Genomic DNA, 15,644 nt, shown 5'->3' with positions numbered 1-15,644 from the left:
GGTTCACCCGAAGTACTCCGCGATGTTGTCGTACACTTCGTCCATGTTGTCCCCTTCCTTCGCCGAGAGCGCCACGGTCTGGTGCTGCGGGAAGGCGTCCTCGATTCGTTTGACCGACGACTCGTCGAGGTCAATCTTGTTCGCGAAGATGAGTACCGGCAGATCGCGGGATTCGATGATCCCGATCAGCATCGTGTTGACTTGCGTGATCGGATCCTGCGCGCTGTCGAGGACGTAGATGACGCCGTCGACGTCCTCGCGAAGCCAGTGCATCGCCTCGGCGACGCCCTCGGTCGCCTCGCGAGAGCGCCGAACGGCGTCGTCCTTGTCCATCTCGTCGGTGAACTCCTCGTAGTCCACCTTCGTCGTCACGCCCGGCGTGTCGACGATGTCAATCGTCACCGTCTTGCCGTTGCGCTCGATCTCGACGCCTTCCTTGCGACGGGCGCGTCGCGTTTCGTGCGGAATGTGGCTCTCCGTCCCGATCGCGTCGCCCGTCCAGTCGCGAGCGATACGATTCGCGAGGGTCGTCTTTCCGGCGTTCGGCGGGCCGTAAATACCGATCCGCTTTGGCTCCTGCTCCGAGAAGAGGCGATCGGTCGCCCGAGAGATACTATCTTTGAGTCCTTGTAACAGTCCCATTTGTGGGAACCTCCAGCACCCGCGAGTGCGTGCTGCGAAAAAAAGCGTTTCGAGCGCACTTAAGCCTACGTCAGACATTTTGTGAGCGGACGACGGTCGACGAAATAGGGAGACAGTGCCGGAATCCGACCCACTGGACCGAGCTCTTGCGTATCGTTGTTGGGCGGTGCCGGTGATCGGCGGAGCGAGTGGATCGAGCAAGCGGATCGGGGTGCGTGGAGCAAGGAAGGAGATCGGTGAGTGGATCGAGTGCTTGGTCGGAGTGGTCGGAGCGAGCAACGGGATCGATCAGCTGGCCGATTAACCGAACGGAGCCTGGAAATGAAACGGAACGTTCACGATTGATTGCCGTCAGTTGCTCCGGAGCATCGGGTGTCGATCCAGTGTCTATCGATCGATGGGACCGGTCGATCGATGTCGGCCGTACTGCATCCGCCGGCCGGTGTGAATCCCCCACCCCTCCATTTCAACTGGAACAGAATGATCGTCCGGACGCGAGCCGGGCCGGAGAACCGATGACGGAAGCAGGGTCGAATGCAGTTGCGTGGTCAGGAGCGGCTCGTGAGTGCGTCCAGCGGAAACGTTCACTCGAAAACCTCGGAAACGAAGTATTGGGTCGGAATCCGTCCCAACTGAACAAATGTGACTATCGGCGAACATGTAATAGATCAGGAGGGAAACGACGCTTCGAGAACGCGACTGGGTGGCGAATCCAACCAACAACAAACCAGCATCTAGACACATCCACGTACGTTCCTCGTACTGCGGATATCGTTTCTGTACCATACACATATAATTTGCTGTTTTCAATACTCCTCTCGCCGGTCGGTGGGGTTTGACGCTCCAATCGAAACGAAGGGGTGGGGGGCTCCAGTGATCGGCCGACATCCAACTCCGATCCATCCGATATGTTCGCGTCCGAACCGATTCCACGGATCGGCCGTATCTATGGCCGCCGGCCTGATCGCCGTCACGATCGTCCGCCAGCGTCCATCGAGGTCACCGTCAGGTGATCGGTCGGGAAGTCACACGGCAACTCGAAGCGAAATCGACCTCCGCATAGAGATGCAATCTGGGAAGATCGGTGTCGCTGTTCGTCGTCACGGCTCGGCGATCACCGCCGACAGCGACGGGTCACCAGCGATCGACGCTTAGCGAAACTTCTGAACCGTCACGTCGAGCGTGTCCAGGTCGACGATCGGGGCGAATCCGGCGTCAGGATCGATGTTGACGCTCTTCTGGAAGTCAGTCTGGGCCTGCCAGCAGCCGGAGTTGATCGCGAGGACGTCGTGGTACTTCCCGAAGCCGAGTTTGTGAACGTGACCGGTGTGGAAGATATCCGGCACGTCCTCGATGACCAGGTAATCGCGCTCTTCCGGAGCCAGGCGGGTGTGCCCGCCGAACTGCGGCGCGACGTGGCGCTTCTTCAGCAACTGGTACATCGCTTTGTGCGGCTCGTCGTAGCTCGCGGATTCGGCGGGTAACTCCGCGATCACTTCGTCGAGCGAGACGCCGTGGTACATGAGGATCGAGACCCCTTCGAGATCCACGACCGACGGGTTGCTCGAAATCCGCGCGTCGTGAGCCGACATGATCGATCGCAGTTCCTCGTCGAATCCCGGCTGGGGTTCCGCGAGTCGGACGGCGTCGTGGTTGCCCGGAATCATGACGATCTCGAGGTCGCCCGGCACGCGTTTGAGGTGCTCGTTGAACGCCTCGTACTGGTCGTAGATGTCGACGATGTCGAGTTCCTCGTCCTGGTCGGGATAGATGCCGACGCCTTCGACCATGTCGCCCGCGATGCAGAGGTACTCGACGTGTTGGGCCGCCTCCGAATGCAACCACTCCGCGAACCGGTTCCAGGCGCCGGCCATGAACTCCTCGCTCCCGACGTGGACGTCGCTGATCAGCGCCGCCTGGACGTGGCGATCCGCGGTCGAGGGTTCGTGCGTGCGCGGGACGTCGGGGAAGTGGATCGAATCGACGAACGCGATGCCGGAATCGTCGGCGAGGGTCCCTTCCATCGCGAGGACCTCGTCGCAGAGCAACTCGTCGACGAGGCCGGCGAAGTCGCGGTCTTTCATCACGAGAAACGGGAACGTCCCGGTCGTGTCCTCGAGTTCGACCAGCCAGTGGCCGCTGGCCGTCGAGCGGACGTCGTTGACCAGTCCGACCATCGCCACGTCGCTCCCGCCCGGCATCGATTCGATCGAGGACGCCGGTCGGTGATTGACCCGGCCGCGGAGTTTCGACCCGAGTCGTTCGAGGCGATCGCGAAAGACCGTCACGAAATCGCGGTACGCTCCGGTCCCGGTGCTCTGGCCGGTCATGTCCCCCTCGATCTCGACCGACCGTGCGTCCGTCTCGCCGGACCGTTCGAAGTCGGGTGCCGAAGTCGAGCGGTCCTCGTCCGACGACGATCGATCACTCGACGGCTCGCGAACCCCCTCCGTTTCAGGTGGAGAGGCAGCCGACGAATCCCCGTCGGGGGGTGTCGTTCCAGTTGAAATAGAGGGGTCGTCGTGCCCGTCGGCGGACGGCGAAGGCTCGGCGCGGACGTCGCCACCATCGGGTGTCGCTCCGGTGGGCCGAGCCTCCCGATCGGTGGGGTCGTCGGTGTCGGTTGCGAGAGCAGCGTCCGAGCGAGTCGGGGACGCTGCCTCGGCCTCGGTTTCGAGACCGGTCTCCAGAATCGCGCGCACGTCGGCTGTGGCGATGACGAGGACGTCGTCGTCGAGTTCCTCGACGAGGCGATCGACCGTGCGGGACGGGTCGGCCGATCCCGCGATGAGCGTCACGGCCTCGCGTTCGACGTTGAAGCCGCAGCTCGTCAGTCGTTGGACGATCCGGGCCGATCCCTCGAGTGGCACACAACCGACTTCGCGAGCAGGTGCAAAAACGTATTGCATCCCGGACCGTCGCGACGTGCGACCGGTTCAACCGTGTCGGACGGAGCCCGGCCACCTGACCGACACCGGTGACGGTCGGTGGTGACGTGGAACAACGGGTGGGCGATGGTCGCGGGCGATGGTCGTGCCGTGGCTGACGGTGCTGTGGACCGACGGGGGCGGACCCTCCCGACGAGTACCAGTGCCGTTCGGAGGTGCGGCCGAGAGCAGAAAGTTCATTTTCGTTCCCCGGGTACGGCGATGCAATGACCAACACCGGTTCCGATCCGCCACGGGATGGATCGGACCGTCCGTCGACCGAGGAATCGGCATCGTCGACTCCCGATACCGACGATCGACCGGCTCGCTCCAGCGATTCGAATTCGCGCGCGCCGACCGACGGTCGATCGACTGCGAACGATTCGGACGCCAGCATCGAATCCGACGGCATCATACGCTGGTTCATGCGAACGGAGGAGACGCCGTACGTCTACGTCCGCGATCTGGTGACGAGCGTCGGGCTGGTCCTCCTGATCGCCCTGATTCTCTTCGGCGTCAGCGGCGTCTGGCCGCCGCTGGTCGCCGTCGAGAGCGGAAGCATGGAACCGCACATGCAGCGCGGGGACATGGTCTTCGTCGTCGAGCAGGATCGATTCGTCGGCGACGGCTACATCGAGGGCACCGGAATCGTCACCTACGAGACGGGCGCCGAGAGCGGGTACACGAGCTTCGGCAACCCCGGCGACGTCATCATCTTCCGGCCGGGCGGCTCCGAGGTGCGGACGCCGGTGATCCATCGGGCCCACTTCTGGGTCGAACGGGGTGAAAATTGGATCGCGACCAAAGCCGACCCCATGCTGACGAACGGCCGCAGCTGCTCGCAACTCTCGACCTGTCCCGCTCCGTACGCCGGCTTCGTCACCTACGGCGACGCCAATACCGGCTACGACCAGACCGGTGCGGGTGCCGATACGTCCATCGTCAAACCGGCGTGGATCGAGGGAAAAGCCAAGTATCGCGTCCCGTGGCTCGGCCACATCCGACTGACGGTCGACGAAACGTTCGCCACCGCGGATCTCGCAGGCGCCGCCCCGAGCGGTCCCGTTCCGGTACTCGGCGTCGTCGCACCGTCCGGACTGGTACTGATCGGCCTCCGACGGACGCGCCGCCAGTGATCGGTCCGCCAGACGAATCACGACGCCGACACGGCCCGGATGTCCGACACTCGCCGGTTGCTGACCCGGAGATGCCACAGCCGAGCGAAAGCGACGATTCGAGTTGAAACGAGGGGGTGCTGGATCGGCCCGCGAACTCGCCCGAGTGGAGACGTCCGTGACGAGCACCAACGTCGTCAGTTGTCGAACCGGGCCTGGACGAAGGGCTTGACGTCGTCGATGTCGCTGAGACGGGAGTCCGAGCGGAGCACGACCTCCGTCTCTTCGAGTGGAACCGAGAGGCTGATCTCCTTGGTGCGGCCGTAGCGGCCCTTCGAGACGACGACGGCGTTGACGATGCCGAGCATGTCGAGTTCGCTGATCAGATCGGTGACCCGTCGCTGGGTCAGGACGTCCGTGTCGAGTTCCTTGCACAGGCGCTTGTAAATGTTGTACACCTCGCCGGTGTTGATGCTGTGGACGCCGTGCTGCTCGAGCAGGATGATCGAGAAGAGGACCAGCTTGCTCTGGGTCGGCAGGGTGCGGACGACCTCGACGACGCGGTCGAGTTCGATCTTGTCCTGGGCCTGGCGGACGTGCTCTTCGACGACCGTGTCGGTCTGGGAGCGCTCCGCCAGTTCCCCCGCCGTCCGGAGGAGGTCGAGCGCACGTCGGGCGTCGCCGTGCTCCTGGGCGGCGAACGCCGCACAGAGGGGAATGACGTCCGACGTCAGCGCGCCCTCCTTGAACGCCACCTCCGAGCGATGCTGGAGGATATCGCGCAGCTGATTGGCGTCGTACGGCGGGAAGACGATCTCTTCCTCGCCGAGCGAGGACTTCACGCGCGGGTCGAGGAAGTCGGTGAACTTGAGGTCGTTCGAGATGCCCATGATCGAGACGCGCGAGTTCTCGAGCTCGGAGTTCATCCGCGAGAGATTGTACAGCGTATCGTCGCCGCTCTTCTCGACGAGCTTGTCGATCTCGTCGAGCATGATGACGACGACTCGTTCGGAGTAGTCGACGGCGTCGAAGAAGACGCTGTAGACGCGATCGGTCGGCCAGCCGGTCATCGGAACGTCCTCGAAGGAGTCGCGATCTGCCTCCAGCTGTTCGATCCTGTCGTCGACGCCCTCGACCGTGGTGAACTCGGTGTCGGTGAACGGGTGGTCGTTGGCCGGTTCGTCTGGCGACTGGAACCCCTCTATTTCACCTGCAGATGCCGTGGTATCTGGGGTTGAACTGGACGAGGAATCGATCTGTGACTCCACCTGATCCGATGGTCGATCGCCGGACGCGGAGCCCTTCGTTTCATCTGGAACGCCACCTCCGGTTCCGGGATCCCCGTCGCTCGACCACGTCGACTGTCGGTGCTCGGCGGTATTCGTCGACGTCTGCGTTGCGGAGTCCGTAGCGGGCGCGTCGTCACCGTTTGTCGCCTCGACGTTCGAGGTCGCGTCTCGGGCTGGCTCGCCCGATCGGGTGCCGGGTGCGCCCGATTCGTACTCCCTGACGGCCTCCTTCAGCGACTCGAGTTCGGCCACCCGTTCGTCGATGCGGGCCCTGTTGGTCTCGATGAACGTATTCGCGAGCTGGGCGAGCACGCGATACTGCGTGTCGGTCACCTCGCAGTTGATGTACTCGACGTCGCAGGGGACGCTGTACTTCGTGGAGGTCTGCTCGAGTTCCTTGCTGACGAACTTCGCGCTCGCGGTCTTGCCGGTCCCCGTCTTTCCGTAGATGAGGATGTTCGACGGCGTCTCGCCGCGGAGCGCCGCGACGAGGATGGTCGCCATCTTGTTGATCTGATCGGATCGGTGGGGCAACTCGTGGGGCGTGTACGACGGTCTGAGGACCTCCTTGTTCTCGAAGATGGGCTCGCCGCTCAACAGGTCGTCGAACAGGCCCTGTTTCGACTCGGATCCGCCGATCTCCGACGAATCGAGTTCGGCCCGGAAGCCGGGCGTCGATTCGCTGGCTGGGCGGTCGGTCGGACGTCGGTCGTGTGAATCGTCGTCAGACATTCGTCGTACGCGTACCCCTCCGTTTCAGCTGGAACGTGTGGCCCGTTTCCCGTCTGATACCCCTGGAGGGACGCTCGAGAGCGGAATCGTGTCGAACGAGATCTCTTCGAGCGTCCAGTTGATGCAGCCGAACCAGATGAACAGCTACATAATAAATGTATGTGTTCTCGTGGAGACGGTCTGCACCGTGCGTCTCTGCGATTCCGGTCCAGACCCCTAAATATCGTTCGATACGGCCCGTACGCGATATTGTTGCGACTCACTCCAGTCGAAATAGAACCGTCTCCGTCCCGTCGAATCGCGGGCCGGCACCGACGCGCTCGAACCCGTTGGCTTCGAGTGCGGCGATGACGGGCTCGTCGTCCGGCGTGGTCAGCGCTTCGACATCCATGGATTCTCCCGCGGCGAACGACACCGGCTCGGACAGCAGGCGGTCGCAGGCGGCTTCGGTACCGCGGAGCTGGGTGATCGTGACGGCGTCGGCCCCGGCGTCGAAACTGACGAACCCCAGGACGTTCTCCGGGTCCGTCCCGTCGAGGCGGTCCGCGTCGGACGCGACGGACGGATCCGTCGCCTCGGCCTCCGCGACGCGGACCGTCCGGTCGTGGACGAGATTGCCGATGACCTCGGTCGGAACGTCCGCGAAGGCGGCGAGCGCGTTCGCGTCTGCCTCGCGTGCGTCACGAACGTGCATACGCGGCCTACGGGCCCGGGCGGCATAAGGGTCAGCACCGAACTTTTTCCGCGGCGGGTTCGCCTACGGCGAACCGCTTGCGCAAAAACTTCGATGAAAAAGGCCGGTGGCTCGGCCTGCGGCCTCGCCCCCGGAGAACCTCACTCGCTCCGCTCGCTCGGATGCTCGACCGTCGTACTCGCGCAATGGTATCGAACGATACCTGAACGTGCGGACCGACTTCTTCTTCGTCGGGTGCGTCTTCGGCGAACCCATCTCTGCTCGCGGGCGCGCAGCGTCCGTTCGCGTGGTCAGCGGGACCTTCGGTCCCGCTCAACACCAAAAAACGTCGATAAAATGGCTGACGGCGCGCCCTACGGCGTCGCTGAGGGTTGACCGTTCGCCCCGCTCCGGAATTCCCGTCGATGGTACCTGCCGCCTTTACGGACCGTAGCAGCCTTCATTTACATACGTTGCCAGTCCATAAGTTTCATTATCATAAATTATATGGTAGATAGACCTGATACCCTCGTACCGGAGTTCTTCGGAGCGCAAACTTTGATTTGTGGTAAAGTAACTGCCATCCACAAGAGCCTCATCGAATACTTGCCGGGCCTCCCTGCTCAAATTCTCGTATCTGTACGTTTCTCTGGGTGCGTCAAATTCCGACGGCTCCCCTACATCATGTATCAGTTCACAATTATCAGGGAAGTCCTCCGTATTCATGACTGAACAGCCAGCCATAACAGTTGAGAAGGCGGCTCCGCTGGCAGCAAGAACGGCGCGACGTTTCATATTCCCGCCCTTCATCGTATGCATAAAAACTTTCTTGAAACACGCAAACCGATCATTGATTGGTCGGCTAGCACGACAATTTTTGATCGACTGATCCAGCTCGGACCGCACGGAATACGTGATGCCAGATTACTGTATTATCCTCTGGATCCAGCAGGATGGCTTTGATAACATCAACTATAATATACGGTCATGTTACACTGGTCGTCTAAACAGACCCGTAATCGCTGCACTACTGTTTGCGAACGAAGTGAGCGATTCACCGCCGAAGCGGGCGAAGCCGGCGGAGGCGGCCTTTTTCATCGAAAATTTTCCGCAAGTGGTTCGCCGCAGGCGAACCCGCCGCGGAATAGTTCGGTGGCAAAAAATCCCATCGAGGGACAGCGTTATCATCGATCCGGCTGAAATCCAGGAATATGATCGACGTCACAGCCGGACGACGACGGCGAACGGTCTCGGAACGGTCTGAGGGATCCAATCACGGGGTGAGAGCGTGCGCGTCGTAGCCAAGTTCGGCGGGACGAGCCTGGGCACGGGGGATCGGATCTCCCGCGCGGCCGACTCGATCGCGACCGCGGTCGCGGACGGCCACGAGATCGTCGTCGTCGCGAGCGCGATGGGGTCGACGACCGACGAGCTCCTCGAGGAGATCAGCTTCGAGGCGAGCGAGGCCGATCGCGCCGAGATCGTCAGCATGGGCGAGCGGACCTCGGTGCGGATGCTCAAGGCGGCGCTGTCGGCGCGCGACGTCGACGCGACGTTCCTCGAACCGGGCGACGGCGACTGGCCGGTCGTCACCGACGAGTTCGGCGAGGTCGATGTCGAGGAGACCAAGCGGCGGGCCGACGCGCTCGTCGAAACGAGTGCGGAGACGGTGCCCGTCGTCACCGGGTTCCTCGCGGAGGGGCCGGACGGAACGATCACGACGCTCGGGCGTGGGGGTTCCGACACGACGGCCGTCATGCTCGGCAACTACATGGACGCGGACGAGGTCGTCATCGTCACCGACGTCGAGGGCGTGATGACGGGCGACCCGCACGTCGTCGAAGGCGCCAGGAACGTCGGGCAGATCTCCGTCGACGAACTGCGAAACCTCTCGTTTCGCGGGGCCGAAGTCGTGGCCCCGTCGGCGCTGTCCTACAAGGACGAGTCCCTCGCCGTCCGCGTCGTCCACTACCAGCACGGCGACCTCCTGACGGGCGGCACCGAGATCGAGGGCACCTTCGAGAATCTCGTCGACCTCCGGGAGTACCCGCTGGCCTGCCTGACCGTCGCCGGCCGCTCGATCCGCAACCACCCGGGCATCCTCCAGACGCTCTCGACCGCCCTCGGGGAGGCCGAGATCAACGTCGACGTCGCCGCGAGCGGGCTCGACACCGTGACCTTCTACGTCGACGCCGAGGAGGCCGAACGCGCGGAGAACATCCTCCACCGGCAGGTGATCGAACACGACGACATCGCGAGCGTCACCGTCGATCAACCCCTGGCCGTGATCACGCTCACCGGCGGCGAACTGCCGACCCAGCCGGGCGTCATCCACGAGATCGTCGAACCCTTCGCGGAGGCGCGCCTCCAGATTCACGATCTGGTCACCTCGGCCACCAGCGTCGCGATCCTCGTCGATTGGGAGGATCGCGAACGCGGGCTGGAACTCGCCCAGGACCTCTTCTGATCGGGCGATCGCATCGGCTCGTCCGGGAGACCCGCGAACGACCGGTTGCTACACCCCGCCGAGAAACCCCGGGTTTCCCGAAGGGACCGCTCGTTGACCGGCGTCGTTCGATCGGTAACCGGCGTGTAACCAAACCGGAGATCGTTGCCGCGTTCAGGTATGTCCGACGACGTACCCGTCACGGAAGTCTTCGAAGACGTCGACGCGGATCCCGACGCCGTCATCGCCGCCTTCGGCGCTGACGACGTCGACGACCTCCTCGGCGGTCCCGGTGCGCACGACCCCGAACCCGACCCCGCGATCGACGGCGACGTCGAGGCCGCGTCGGAGCACCTCAGTCGCCTCGCCGACGTGGGGCTCGATCCCCGGGCGGACGATGTCGCGTCTCCCGACGGGGTCGGCGCCGAATCCGCCCACCTCGACGGCCCCCGGACCACGTCGAACGGAGGCTGGACGGCCGAATCGGGTGCGAGCGGGCCGCGATACACCGCGGAGACGGTCGGCGGTGGTGCCACGGTCGACGTCCTGCCCGGCGACGGCGACTCCTTCGAGGCGTTCCTCGGACTGGACGGTGGCGACGAACCGTCGACGACCGAGCGGGCAGACCACGTTCTCGTCGGCCCGGGCCCCGCCGCGGCAAGGGTGTCGAACGACTCGTTCGGGCCGACGAACGCCTCCGGGGACGACCGTCGCGACGCGCCGGCTCGATCCTCGACGTGGGCGAGCGAACCGCGACCGGATCCCGCCGCGATCGACTCGGACGCGGTCACCGATCGCGAGGCCGAACTCGCCGAATCGGTGTTCGAGTGGGTCTCCTGACGGGTCCGGTCAAACTCCGTCGACCAGCGGACGAATCCGTACGATACGGGACAGTGCGACGCGTCGACGGACACATTTCTGACGGTGAATTGATACGCCTGTCCGGTGAGGGGTGCGTATGGACGCCTATCGAACGAAGGTCGCCGAGCGGATCCGGTTGCCCGATCGATCGGCCCGCGAACGGGCGCTGGAGGCGGCCGGCTACAACCTCTTCAACCTCGACGCGCGGGACGTCTACGTCGACCTGCTCACCGATAGCGGCACGGGTGCGATGAGCGACGCCCAGTGGGGTGCGCTCCAGCGGGGCGACGAATCGTACGCCGGTTCGAAGAGTTTCGGACGGCTCGAGCGAGCGGTCGCGGACGTGATGGGGTTCGAGCACGTCGTCCCCGCCCACCAGGGTCGCGGCGCCGAGAACGTCCTCTACGGGACGCTCCTGTCCGACGGCGACGTCGTTCCGAACAACACCCACTTCGACACGACCCGAGCGCACGTGGCGAACCAGGGGGCCGACCCCGTCGACTGTCCGTCGCCCGACGCTGACGATCCGGACGTCGACGCGCCGTTCAAGGGCGACTTCTCGATCGAGCGCGGCCGCGAGCTCGTCGCGGAGGTTGGCGCCGACGCGATCCCCGCGGTCGTCCTGACCATCACGAACAACTCGGCTGCCGGTCAGCCGGTTAGCGTCGCGAACACCCGCGAGGTGGCCGACTTCGCCGCCGACATCGATGCCGCGTTCGTGATCGACGCCTGCCGGTTCGCCGAGAACGCCTACTTCGTCCGGGAGCGCGAATCCGAGTTCGCCGACGCCTCGGTCGCCGACATCGCTCGCGAGCAACTCGGCTACGCGGACGCGATCGTGATGAGCGGGAAGAAAGACGGCCTGGTCAACGTCGGCGGGTTCGTCGCGACCGACGACGCCGACGTCTTCGAGGCTTGCAAGCAGCGGGCGATCCTCTACGAAGGCTTTCCGACCTACGGCGGGATGGCCGGCCGCGACATGGAGGCGCTGGCGGTCGGGCTCCGGGAGGCGGTCGAGGCGGCCTACGTCGCGGACCGGGTCGCTCAGGTGCAGCGACTCGGCGAGTCGCTCGCCGACGCCGGCCTGCCGGTCTTCGAACCGATCGGCGGCCACGCCGTCTACCTCGACGCGGCGGCGACGCTACCGCACGTCCCGGCCGCCGAGTTCCCGGGGCAGGCGCTCGCCTGCGAGCTCTACCTCGAGGGCGGCGTTCGCGGGGTCGAACTCGGCAGTCTCGCCTTCCCGGACACCGACCGCCCGGAACTCGTCCGCCTGGCCGTCCCGCGACGAACCTACGGCGCGGATCACATCGATCACGTCGTCGAGACCGCCCGAGACGTCCTCGACCGACGCGAATCGATCTCCGGCCTCGCGCTGGCCTCGGAGCCGCCGATCCCAGAACTCAGACACTTTACCGCCGAGTTAGAACCCGTCGGCGCCTCCGCGACCCCTTCCTCGTAGCGCGGATCGGACGACGGGTCGGCTCGATACCGATCCAGCCCGGCACTCGCCCCGGGATACCGCGCGGTATTAATCGGCGAGCACCGATCGGGCCCGGTCGCGGATGGCCGTCGAGGTACTCGATTTCGTGTCGCGGCGATCACCGCGAAGGCGCCCGCTCGCCCGCTCGCGAAGGCCGCCACCGCCCGTCGATCCGCCGGTCCCGCGCAGCCGGTCCGGGATCACGGACTCGAGTTCGGCTCGTTTCTCGGCTTTCATCGCGGCGAAGCGCCGGAGCGCGATCCCGACGCCGAGGAAGAGGGCGGCGTCGGTCAGTTCGCGGCGAAACCGCCGGCGATCGTCGCGCAACGCGATCGCCTTCAGCAGCGAGACGCTGCCGATGGCGACGTAGATCAGACCCGTTCGCTTCGGATTGCTGAGGAGCTGTTGCAGCCGCATGGTGGCCCGCCCTACCACGTCGGTTGTGAAAGCCGTTCGGCCACCGTCAGGGGTTCGTGATAGACCGCTGCGGGACACGTTCGTGGACGCTCACTCGCCGCGTTCCAGGCGAGTCGCCGTCCGATCGGGCAGGCCAGTATCGCGAACGGCCCGCTGAACAGCCTCGATATCGTACGCGACGCGGTGGGTATCGGCCGTCATCGCGTCCAGATCGAGCGTCGCGTAGGCCGCCCGCGGGTCGCCGTCGCGCGGTTGGCCGACGCTGCCCGGATTCACGACGATCCCCTCGGCGTACGATTCGGCGTGCTGGACGTGTGTGTGCCCGAGGACGAGACACGCCTCGTCGTCGAGCAACCGGGGCGAGAAGTCGCCGGGGTAGGTGTAGCGATCCGGATCCGCCGGGTGGCCGTGGACCACGCGGACCCGGTCGTCGAACAGTCTGCGCTCGTCGGGGAGCGACTCGAGCCAGGCCCGCTGGTCCTCGTCGAGGGCGGCGACGGCGTGCTCGACGCCGGCGCACGCCATGTCGTTGAACCGAAAGCCGGTCCCACTGACGACCGCGCGGTCGTGGTTGCCCATCACGGTCGGCACGTCGCGCTCGCGGAGCGCGTTGACGCAGTCGCCCGGCCAGGGGTTGTAGCCGACGACGTCGCCGGCGCAGACGAGGGCGTCGACCGCCGGCATATCCTCGAGGACGGCGTCCAGGGCGACGCGGTTGGCGTGGATATCGGCGATGAGACCCACGTTCATGCGCGAAGAACACGGCACGCAGGCGTTTGTGTGTTGGTATCGCCACGAGGGAACTAGGTGGCCCGCGCCGCACCGCTCTCGACACCGGTCCTGTTCGCGACCACGGCCCCGTTCGCGACTACCGGCCGCCGTTCTCGATCGCCGTCTCGAAGTCTTCGCCTACCCGCGAGACGCCCGCGGCACAGACTGCGTGCTCGAAGTCGAGGTCGTAGGCCTCGGTGGCGGCGGACTCGGCGTCGGTCGCCGCGAAGTCGAACGCGCCCGGCGAGTCGCGCTCGTAGGTCGCGACGAGGGTGGGTTCGGAGACGGCTTCGACGTGCAGGGCGTCACGGCGCACGGTCGCGATGGTCGCGCCGCCGTCGGCGTCGAGCACGCCCGCGATCCGGGGCGTGTCGTAGTCGTCCTTCTCGAAGTCGAGGGCGAGCAGCGCCGTCGCCAGCGCGTCCCGCGCCGGGTACCCCAGTTCGAGTTTCTCCGCGATCGGGTCGACGTGCGAGCCGTTGCCGATCGCCGCAGCGGTGCCGCGGGGCGTGTCGGCGGTCCGCAGGCAGTTGTAAGCCACGTACGGATTGTCCGTCTCCGGCGCGTCCGCCGTCGGGCCGACGGTCAGCGTCGTCTCCCCGTCGCTGCGATCTGTGATTTTGCGATTCGGGAACGAGCGCGAGGAGACGCGGTAGGCGGCCGTCTCGGGGCCGACGATGACGAAGCGTCCGACGTACATACGCGTGCATGCTCGGGTGGCGGGTAAGTTGGTATCGATTCGGACGAGGTGATGGACGAAGGGAGGGTGGTGGCGGCAGGAAGCAGGGTTGTTGGTTGAAGCGAGATAAACTGCCATGACCGGGCTTGATGCCAGACAGTACGACGCCGGCCAGGTGGGGAGCGATGCCGACGTGGGCCACCCGACGGCGGTCTAAAAGCGACACAGTTTTGTGAGCCAACCGTCTCCGTTCGAATACAGAGTCCATTGGGGTAGCGGCCAATCCTGAAGCCTTCTGGGGGCTTCGACCCTGGTTCGAATCCAGGATGGACTACTTCTCCGTCGATTCATTCGGCGATCGGTGCGTTTAGATTCGTTCTCTAAATCGGGGCCGACATCTCAGTGACCGCTGAGCAGCCGGTATCTCACATCCGATTCAATTCCAGACGCCCGTACGCTCAGCTCCCGACGCCGTCGGCGAGCAACTCGTGTGATCGTTTCGCGTCGTCGAAGTCGGGGATCGAGTGCTGGATCATCACGTCGTCGACGCCGAGGCGGTCGCCGAGCTGGTGTAATAGCGAATCGAGCGTTTCCGGACTGCCGGAGATCGAACGCGACCACTCGCCCTCGGGAAGCGGGTCGGGCGTCGGGTCGGGGACGCCGCCGAGCTCGTCGATCGCGGTCTCGACCGAGGGGATGCCGTCACCGATCCGGCCTCGGGCCATCCGCTGGTAGACGGCCTCTGTCGGGGCGCGCAGGCGCGCGGCTTCCTCGTCGGTCTCGGCACAGACCGCGTTGATCGCGAGCATCCCCTCGGGTTCCTCGGGGCCGGCCCCGGTGGGATCGGGTTCGAACGCGTCGTGATACGCCTCGAAGGCGGGCTCGGCGAACTGCGGGCGGATGAAGCCCGCGAAACAGTATCGCAGGCCGAGTTCGCCCGCGAGCGTCGCGCTCGACGGCGAGGAGCCGAGCAGCCAGGGCTCCGGTCGACTCTCGGCCGACCGGGGCAACTGGAGCGAGTCGTAGGGATGGGTCTCCTCGAAGTCGTCGCGGACGAACGCGAGCGTCTCCTCGATCTTCTCGCGGTGTTCGGCGTCGGCTTCCTCGGGCGTCTTCGGCCTCGAGTCGTAGCCCATCGCGCGATCGGCCGCGGGCGGGCCGGTCGCCCGGCCCAGTCCCATGTCGATCCGGCCGGGTGCGAGCGCGTCGAGGACGCCGAACGCCTCGGCCACCTTGTACGGTTGGTAGTAGTTGAGCAGGACGGTCCCCGAACCCAGCCGGATCGACTCCGTCTCCGCGGCGAGGTGGCCGAGCAGTACCTCGGGCGTCGTGCCCGCGATGTAGCTCGCCATCCCGTGGTGCTCCGCCACCCAGAACCGCTCGTAGCCCCAGTCGTCGGCGAGTTGGGCGAGGTCGACCGTCCGTTCGTACGCGGTCGTCGCGCTCGCGCCGTCGGGAACGTGCGAGAGATCGACGATCGAGAGGTTCATAGTGGAGACTGACGGCTGGCACTGAAACCCATTGGCCATCCGGCAGCCGGCACTGGCGACCGTCCGGTGGTCCGATCGTCGCGAACCGACGCTCGGTGTCGAGCGAATGATCGAGCGAG

General features: G+C 65.2%; 13 protein-coding genes and 1 tRNA gene. 5 read left to right on the top strand and 9 right to left on the bottom strand.

Going from position 1 to position 15,644, the window contains the following annotated elements; translation table 11 throughout:
• Positions 1-3 precede the first annotated feature (3 nt).
• Positions 4-642: an Era-like GTP-binding protein gene (locus MXA07_RS02300; RefSeq protein WP_247730442.1), complete on the bottom strand. Its 639-nt coding sequence runs from the start codon at positions 640-642 to the stop codon at positions 4-6.
• Between the two features lie 1,151 nt (positions 643-1,793).
• Positions 1,794-3,512, bottom strand: coding sequence for a DNA-directed DNA polymerase II small subunit (locus MXA07_RS02295; RefSeq protein WP_247730441.1), 1,719 nt, complete (start codon positions 3,510-3,512; stop codon positions 1,794-1,796).
• Between the two features lie 482 nt (positions 3,513-3,994).
• Here MXA07_RS02295 and MXA07_RS02290 point away from each other — a divergent pair, with 482 nt between their 5' ends.
• Positions 3,995-4,705 carry a S26 family signal peptidase gene (locus MXA07_RS02290; protein WP_247730440.1) on the top strand — a complete coding sequence of 237 codons (711 nt, stop codon included), beginning with the start codon at positions 3,995-3,997 and terminating at the stop codon, positions 4,703-4,705.
• 176 nt (positions 4,706-4,881) lie between these two features.
• On the opposite strand, the gene MXA07_RS02285 is transcribed toward MXA07_RS02290, so the two are convergent.
• From MXA07_RS02285 to MXA07_RS02275, 3 genes are all read right to left on the bottom strand, one after another.
• The gene (locus MXA07_RS02285; protein ID WP_247730439.1) at positions 4,882-6,705 is read right to left on the bottom strand and encodes a Cdc6/Cdc18 family protein; all 1,824 of its coding nucleotides are present in this window, start codon (positions 6,703-6,705) and stop codon (positions 4,882-4,884) included.
• A 259-nt stretch (positions 6,706-6,964) separates the two neighbouring features.
• Complete coding sequence (locus MXA07_RS02280; RefSeq protein WP_247730438.1) at positions 6,965-7,399, bottom strand: hypothetical protein; 435 nt, start codon at positions 7,397-7,399, stop codon at positions 6,965-6,967.
• 420 nt (positions 7,400-7,819) lie between these two features.
• Positions 7,820-8,173, bottom strand: a complete 354-nt coding sequence (locus tag MXA07_RS02275) for a DUF7979 domain-containing protein (protein WP_247730437.1) — start codon at positions 8,171-8,173, stop codon at positions 7,820-7,822.
• Positions 8,174-8,666: 493 nt separating this feature from the next.
• Between MXA07_RS02275 and MXA07_RS02270 the strand changes: the two genes are divergently transcribed.
• From MXA07_RS02270 to MXA07_RS02260, 3 genes are all read left to right on the top strand, one after another.
• Complete coding sequence (locus tag MXA07_RS02270; RefSeq protein ID WP_247730436.1) at positions 8,667-9,845, top strand: aspartate kinase; 1,179 nt, start codon at positions 8,667-8,669, stop codon at positions 9,843-9,845.
• 159 nt (positions 9,846-10,004) lie between these two features.
• Positions 10,005-10,664: a hypothetical protein gene (locus MXA07_RS02265; RefSeq protein WP_247730435.1), complete on the top strand. Its 660-nt coding sequence runs from the start codon at positions 10,005-10,007 to the stop codon at positions 10,662-10,664.
• Between the two features lie 118 nt (positions 10,665-10,782).
• Positions 10,783-12,147: a tryptophanase gene (locus MXA07_RS02260; RefSeq protein WP_247730434.1), complete on the top strand. Its 1,365-nt coding sequence runs from the start codon at positions 10,783-10,785 to the stop codon at positions 12,145-12,147.
• Between the two features lie 69 nt (positions 12,148-12,216).
• Here the strand turns inward: MXA07_RS02260 and MXA07_RS02255 are convergent, their stop codons facing one another.
• The 3 genes from MXA07_RS02255 to MXA07_RS02245 form a co-directional block, all read right to left on the bottom strand.
• Positions 12,217-12,585: a hypothetical protein gene (locus MXA07_RS02255; protein ID WP_247730433.1), complete on the bottom strand. Its 369-nt coding sequence runs from the start codon at positions 12,583-12,585 to the stop codon at positions 12,217-12,219.
• A gap of 90 nt (positions 12,586-12,675) precedes the next feature.
• Positions 12,676-13,335, bottom strand: coding sequence for a metallophosphoesterase family protein (locus tag MXA07_RS02250; protein WP_247730432.1), 660 nt, complete (start codon positions 13,333-13,335; stop codon positions 12,676-12,678).
• Positions 13,336-13,453: 118 nt separating this feature from the next.
• Positions 13,454-14,056, bottom strand: a complete 603-nt coding sequence (locus tag MXA07_RS02245) for an IMP cyclohydrolase (RefSeq protein WP_247730431.1) — start codon at positions 14,054-14,056, stop codon at positions 13,454-13,456.
• A gap of 240 nt (positions 14,057-14,296) precedes the next feature.
• On the opposite strand from MXA07_RS02245, the gene MXA07_RS02240 reads away from it, so the two are divergent.
• Positions 14,297-14,369: transfer RNA gene (locus MXA07_RS02240), tRNA-Gln, on the top strand.
• Positions 14,370-14,493: 124 nt separating this feature from the next.
• On the opposite strand, the gene MXA07_RS02235 is transcribed toward MXA07_RS02240, so the two are convergent.
• Positions 14,494-15,525: an LLM class flavin-dependent oxidoreductase gene (locus MXA07_RS02235; protein ID WP_247730430.1), complete on the bottom strand. Its 1,032-nt coding sequence runs from the start codon at positions 15,523-15,525 to the stop codon at positions 14,494-14,496.
• Between the last annotated feature and the right edge of the window lie 119 nt (positions 15,526-15,644).

The sequence above is a fragment of the Halovivax limisalsi genome, from assembly GCF_023093535.1.
GTDB lineage: Archaea > Halobacteriota > Halobacteria > Halobacteriales > Natrialbaceae > Halovivax > Halovivax limisalsi.
This window is presented reverse-complemented; position numbering and strand designations above follow the sequence as displayed.

What these genes read in the sequence shown, in the direction of transcription:
- MXA07_RS02300 (WP_247730442.1), bottom strand. Translation starts at nt 642, where the DNA reads ATGGGACTGTTACAAGGACTCAAAGATAGTATCTCTCGGGCGACCGAT.
- MXA07_RS02275 (WP_247730437.1), bottom strand. Translation starts at nt 8,173, where the DNA reads ATGAAACGTCGCGCCGTTCTTGCTGCCAGCGGAGCCGCCTTCTCAACT.
- MXA07_RS02260 (WP_247730434.1), top strand. Translation starts at nt 10,783, where the DNA reads ATGGACGCCTATCGAACGAAGGTCGCCGAGCGGATCCGGTTGCCCGAT.
- MXA07_RS02265 (WP_247730435.1), top strand. Translation starts at nt 10,005, where the DNA reads ATGTCCGACGACGTACCCGTCACGGAAGTCTTCGAAGACGTCGACGCG.
- MXA07_RS02245 (WP_247730431.1), bottom strand. Translation starts at nt 14,056, where the DNA reads ATGTACGTCGGACGCTTCGTCATCGTCGGCCCCGAGACGGCCGCCTAC.
- MXA07_RS02280 (WP_247730438.1), bottom strand. Translation starts at nt 7,399, where the DNA reads ATGCACGTTCGTGACGCACGCGAGGCAGACGCGAACGCGCTCGCCGCC.
- MXA07_RS02255 (WP_247730433.1), bottom strand. Translation starts at nt 12,585, where the DNA reads ATGCGGCTGCAACAGCTCCTCAGCAATCCGAAGCGAACGGGTCTGATC.
- MXA07_RS02290 (WP_247730440.1), top strand. Translation starts at nt 3,995, where the DNA reads ATGCGAACGGAGGAGACGCCGTACGTCTACGTCCGCGATCTGGTGACG.
- MXA07_RS02235 (WP_247730430.1), bottom strand. Translation starts at nt 15,525, where the DNA reads ATGAACCTCTCGATCGTCGATCTCTCGCACGTTCCCGACGGCGCGAGC.
- MXA07_RS02285 (WP_247730439.1), bottom strand. Translation starts at nt 6,705, where the DNA reads ATGTCTGACGACGATTCACACGACCGACGTCCGACCGACCGCCCAGCC.
- MXA07_RS02250 (WP_247730432.1), bottom strand. Translation starts at nt 13,335, where the DNA reads ATGAACGTGGGTCTCATCGCCGATATCCACGCCAACCGCGTCGCCCTG.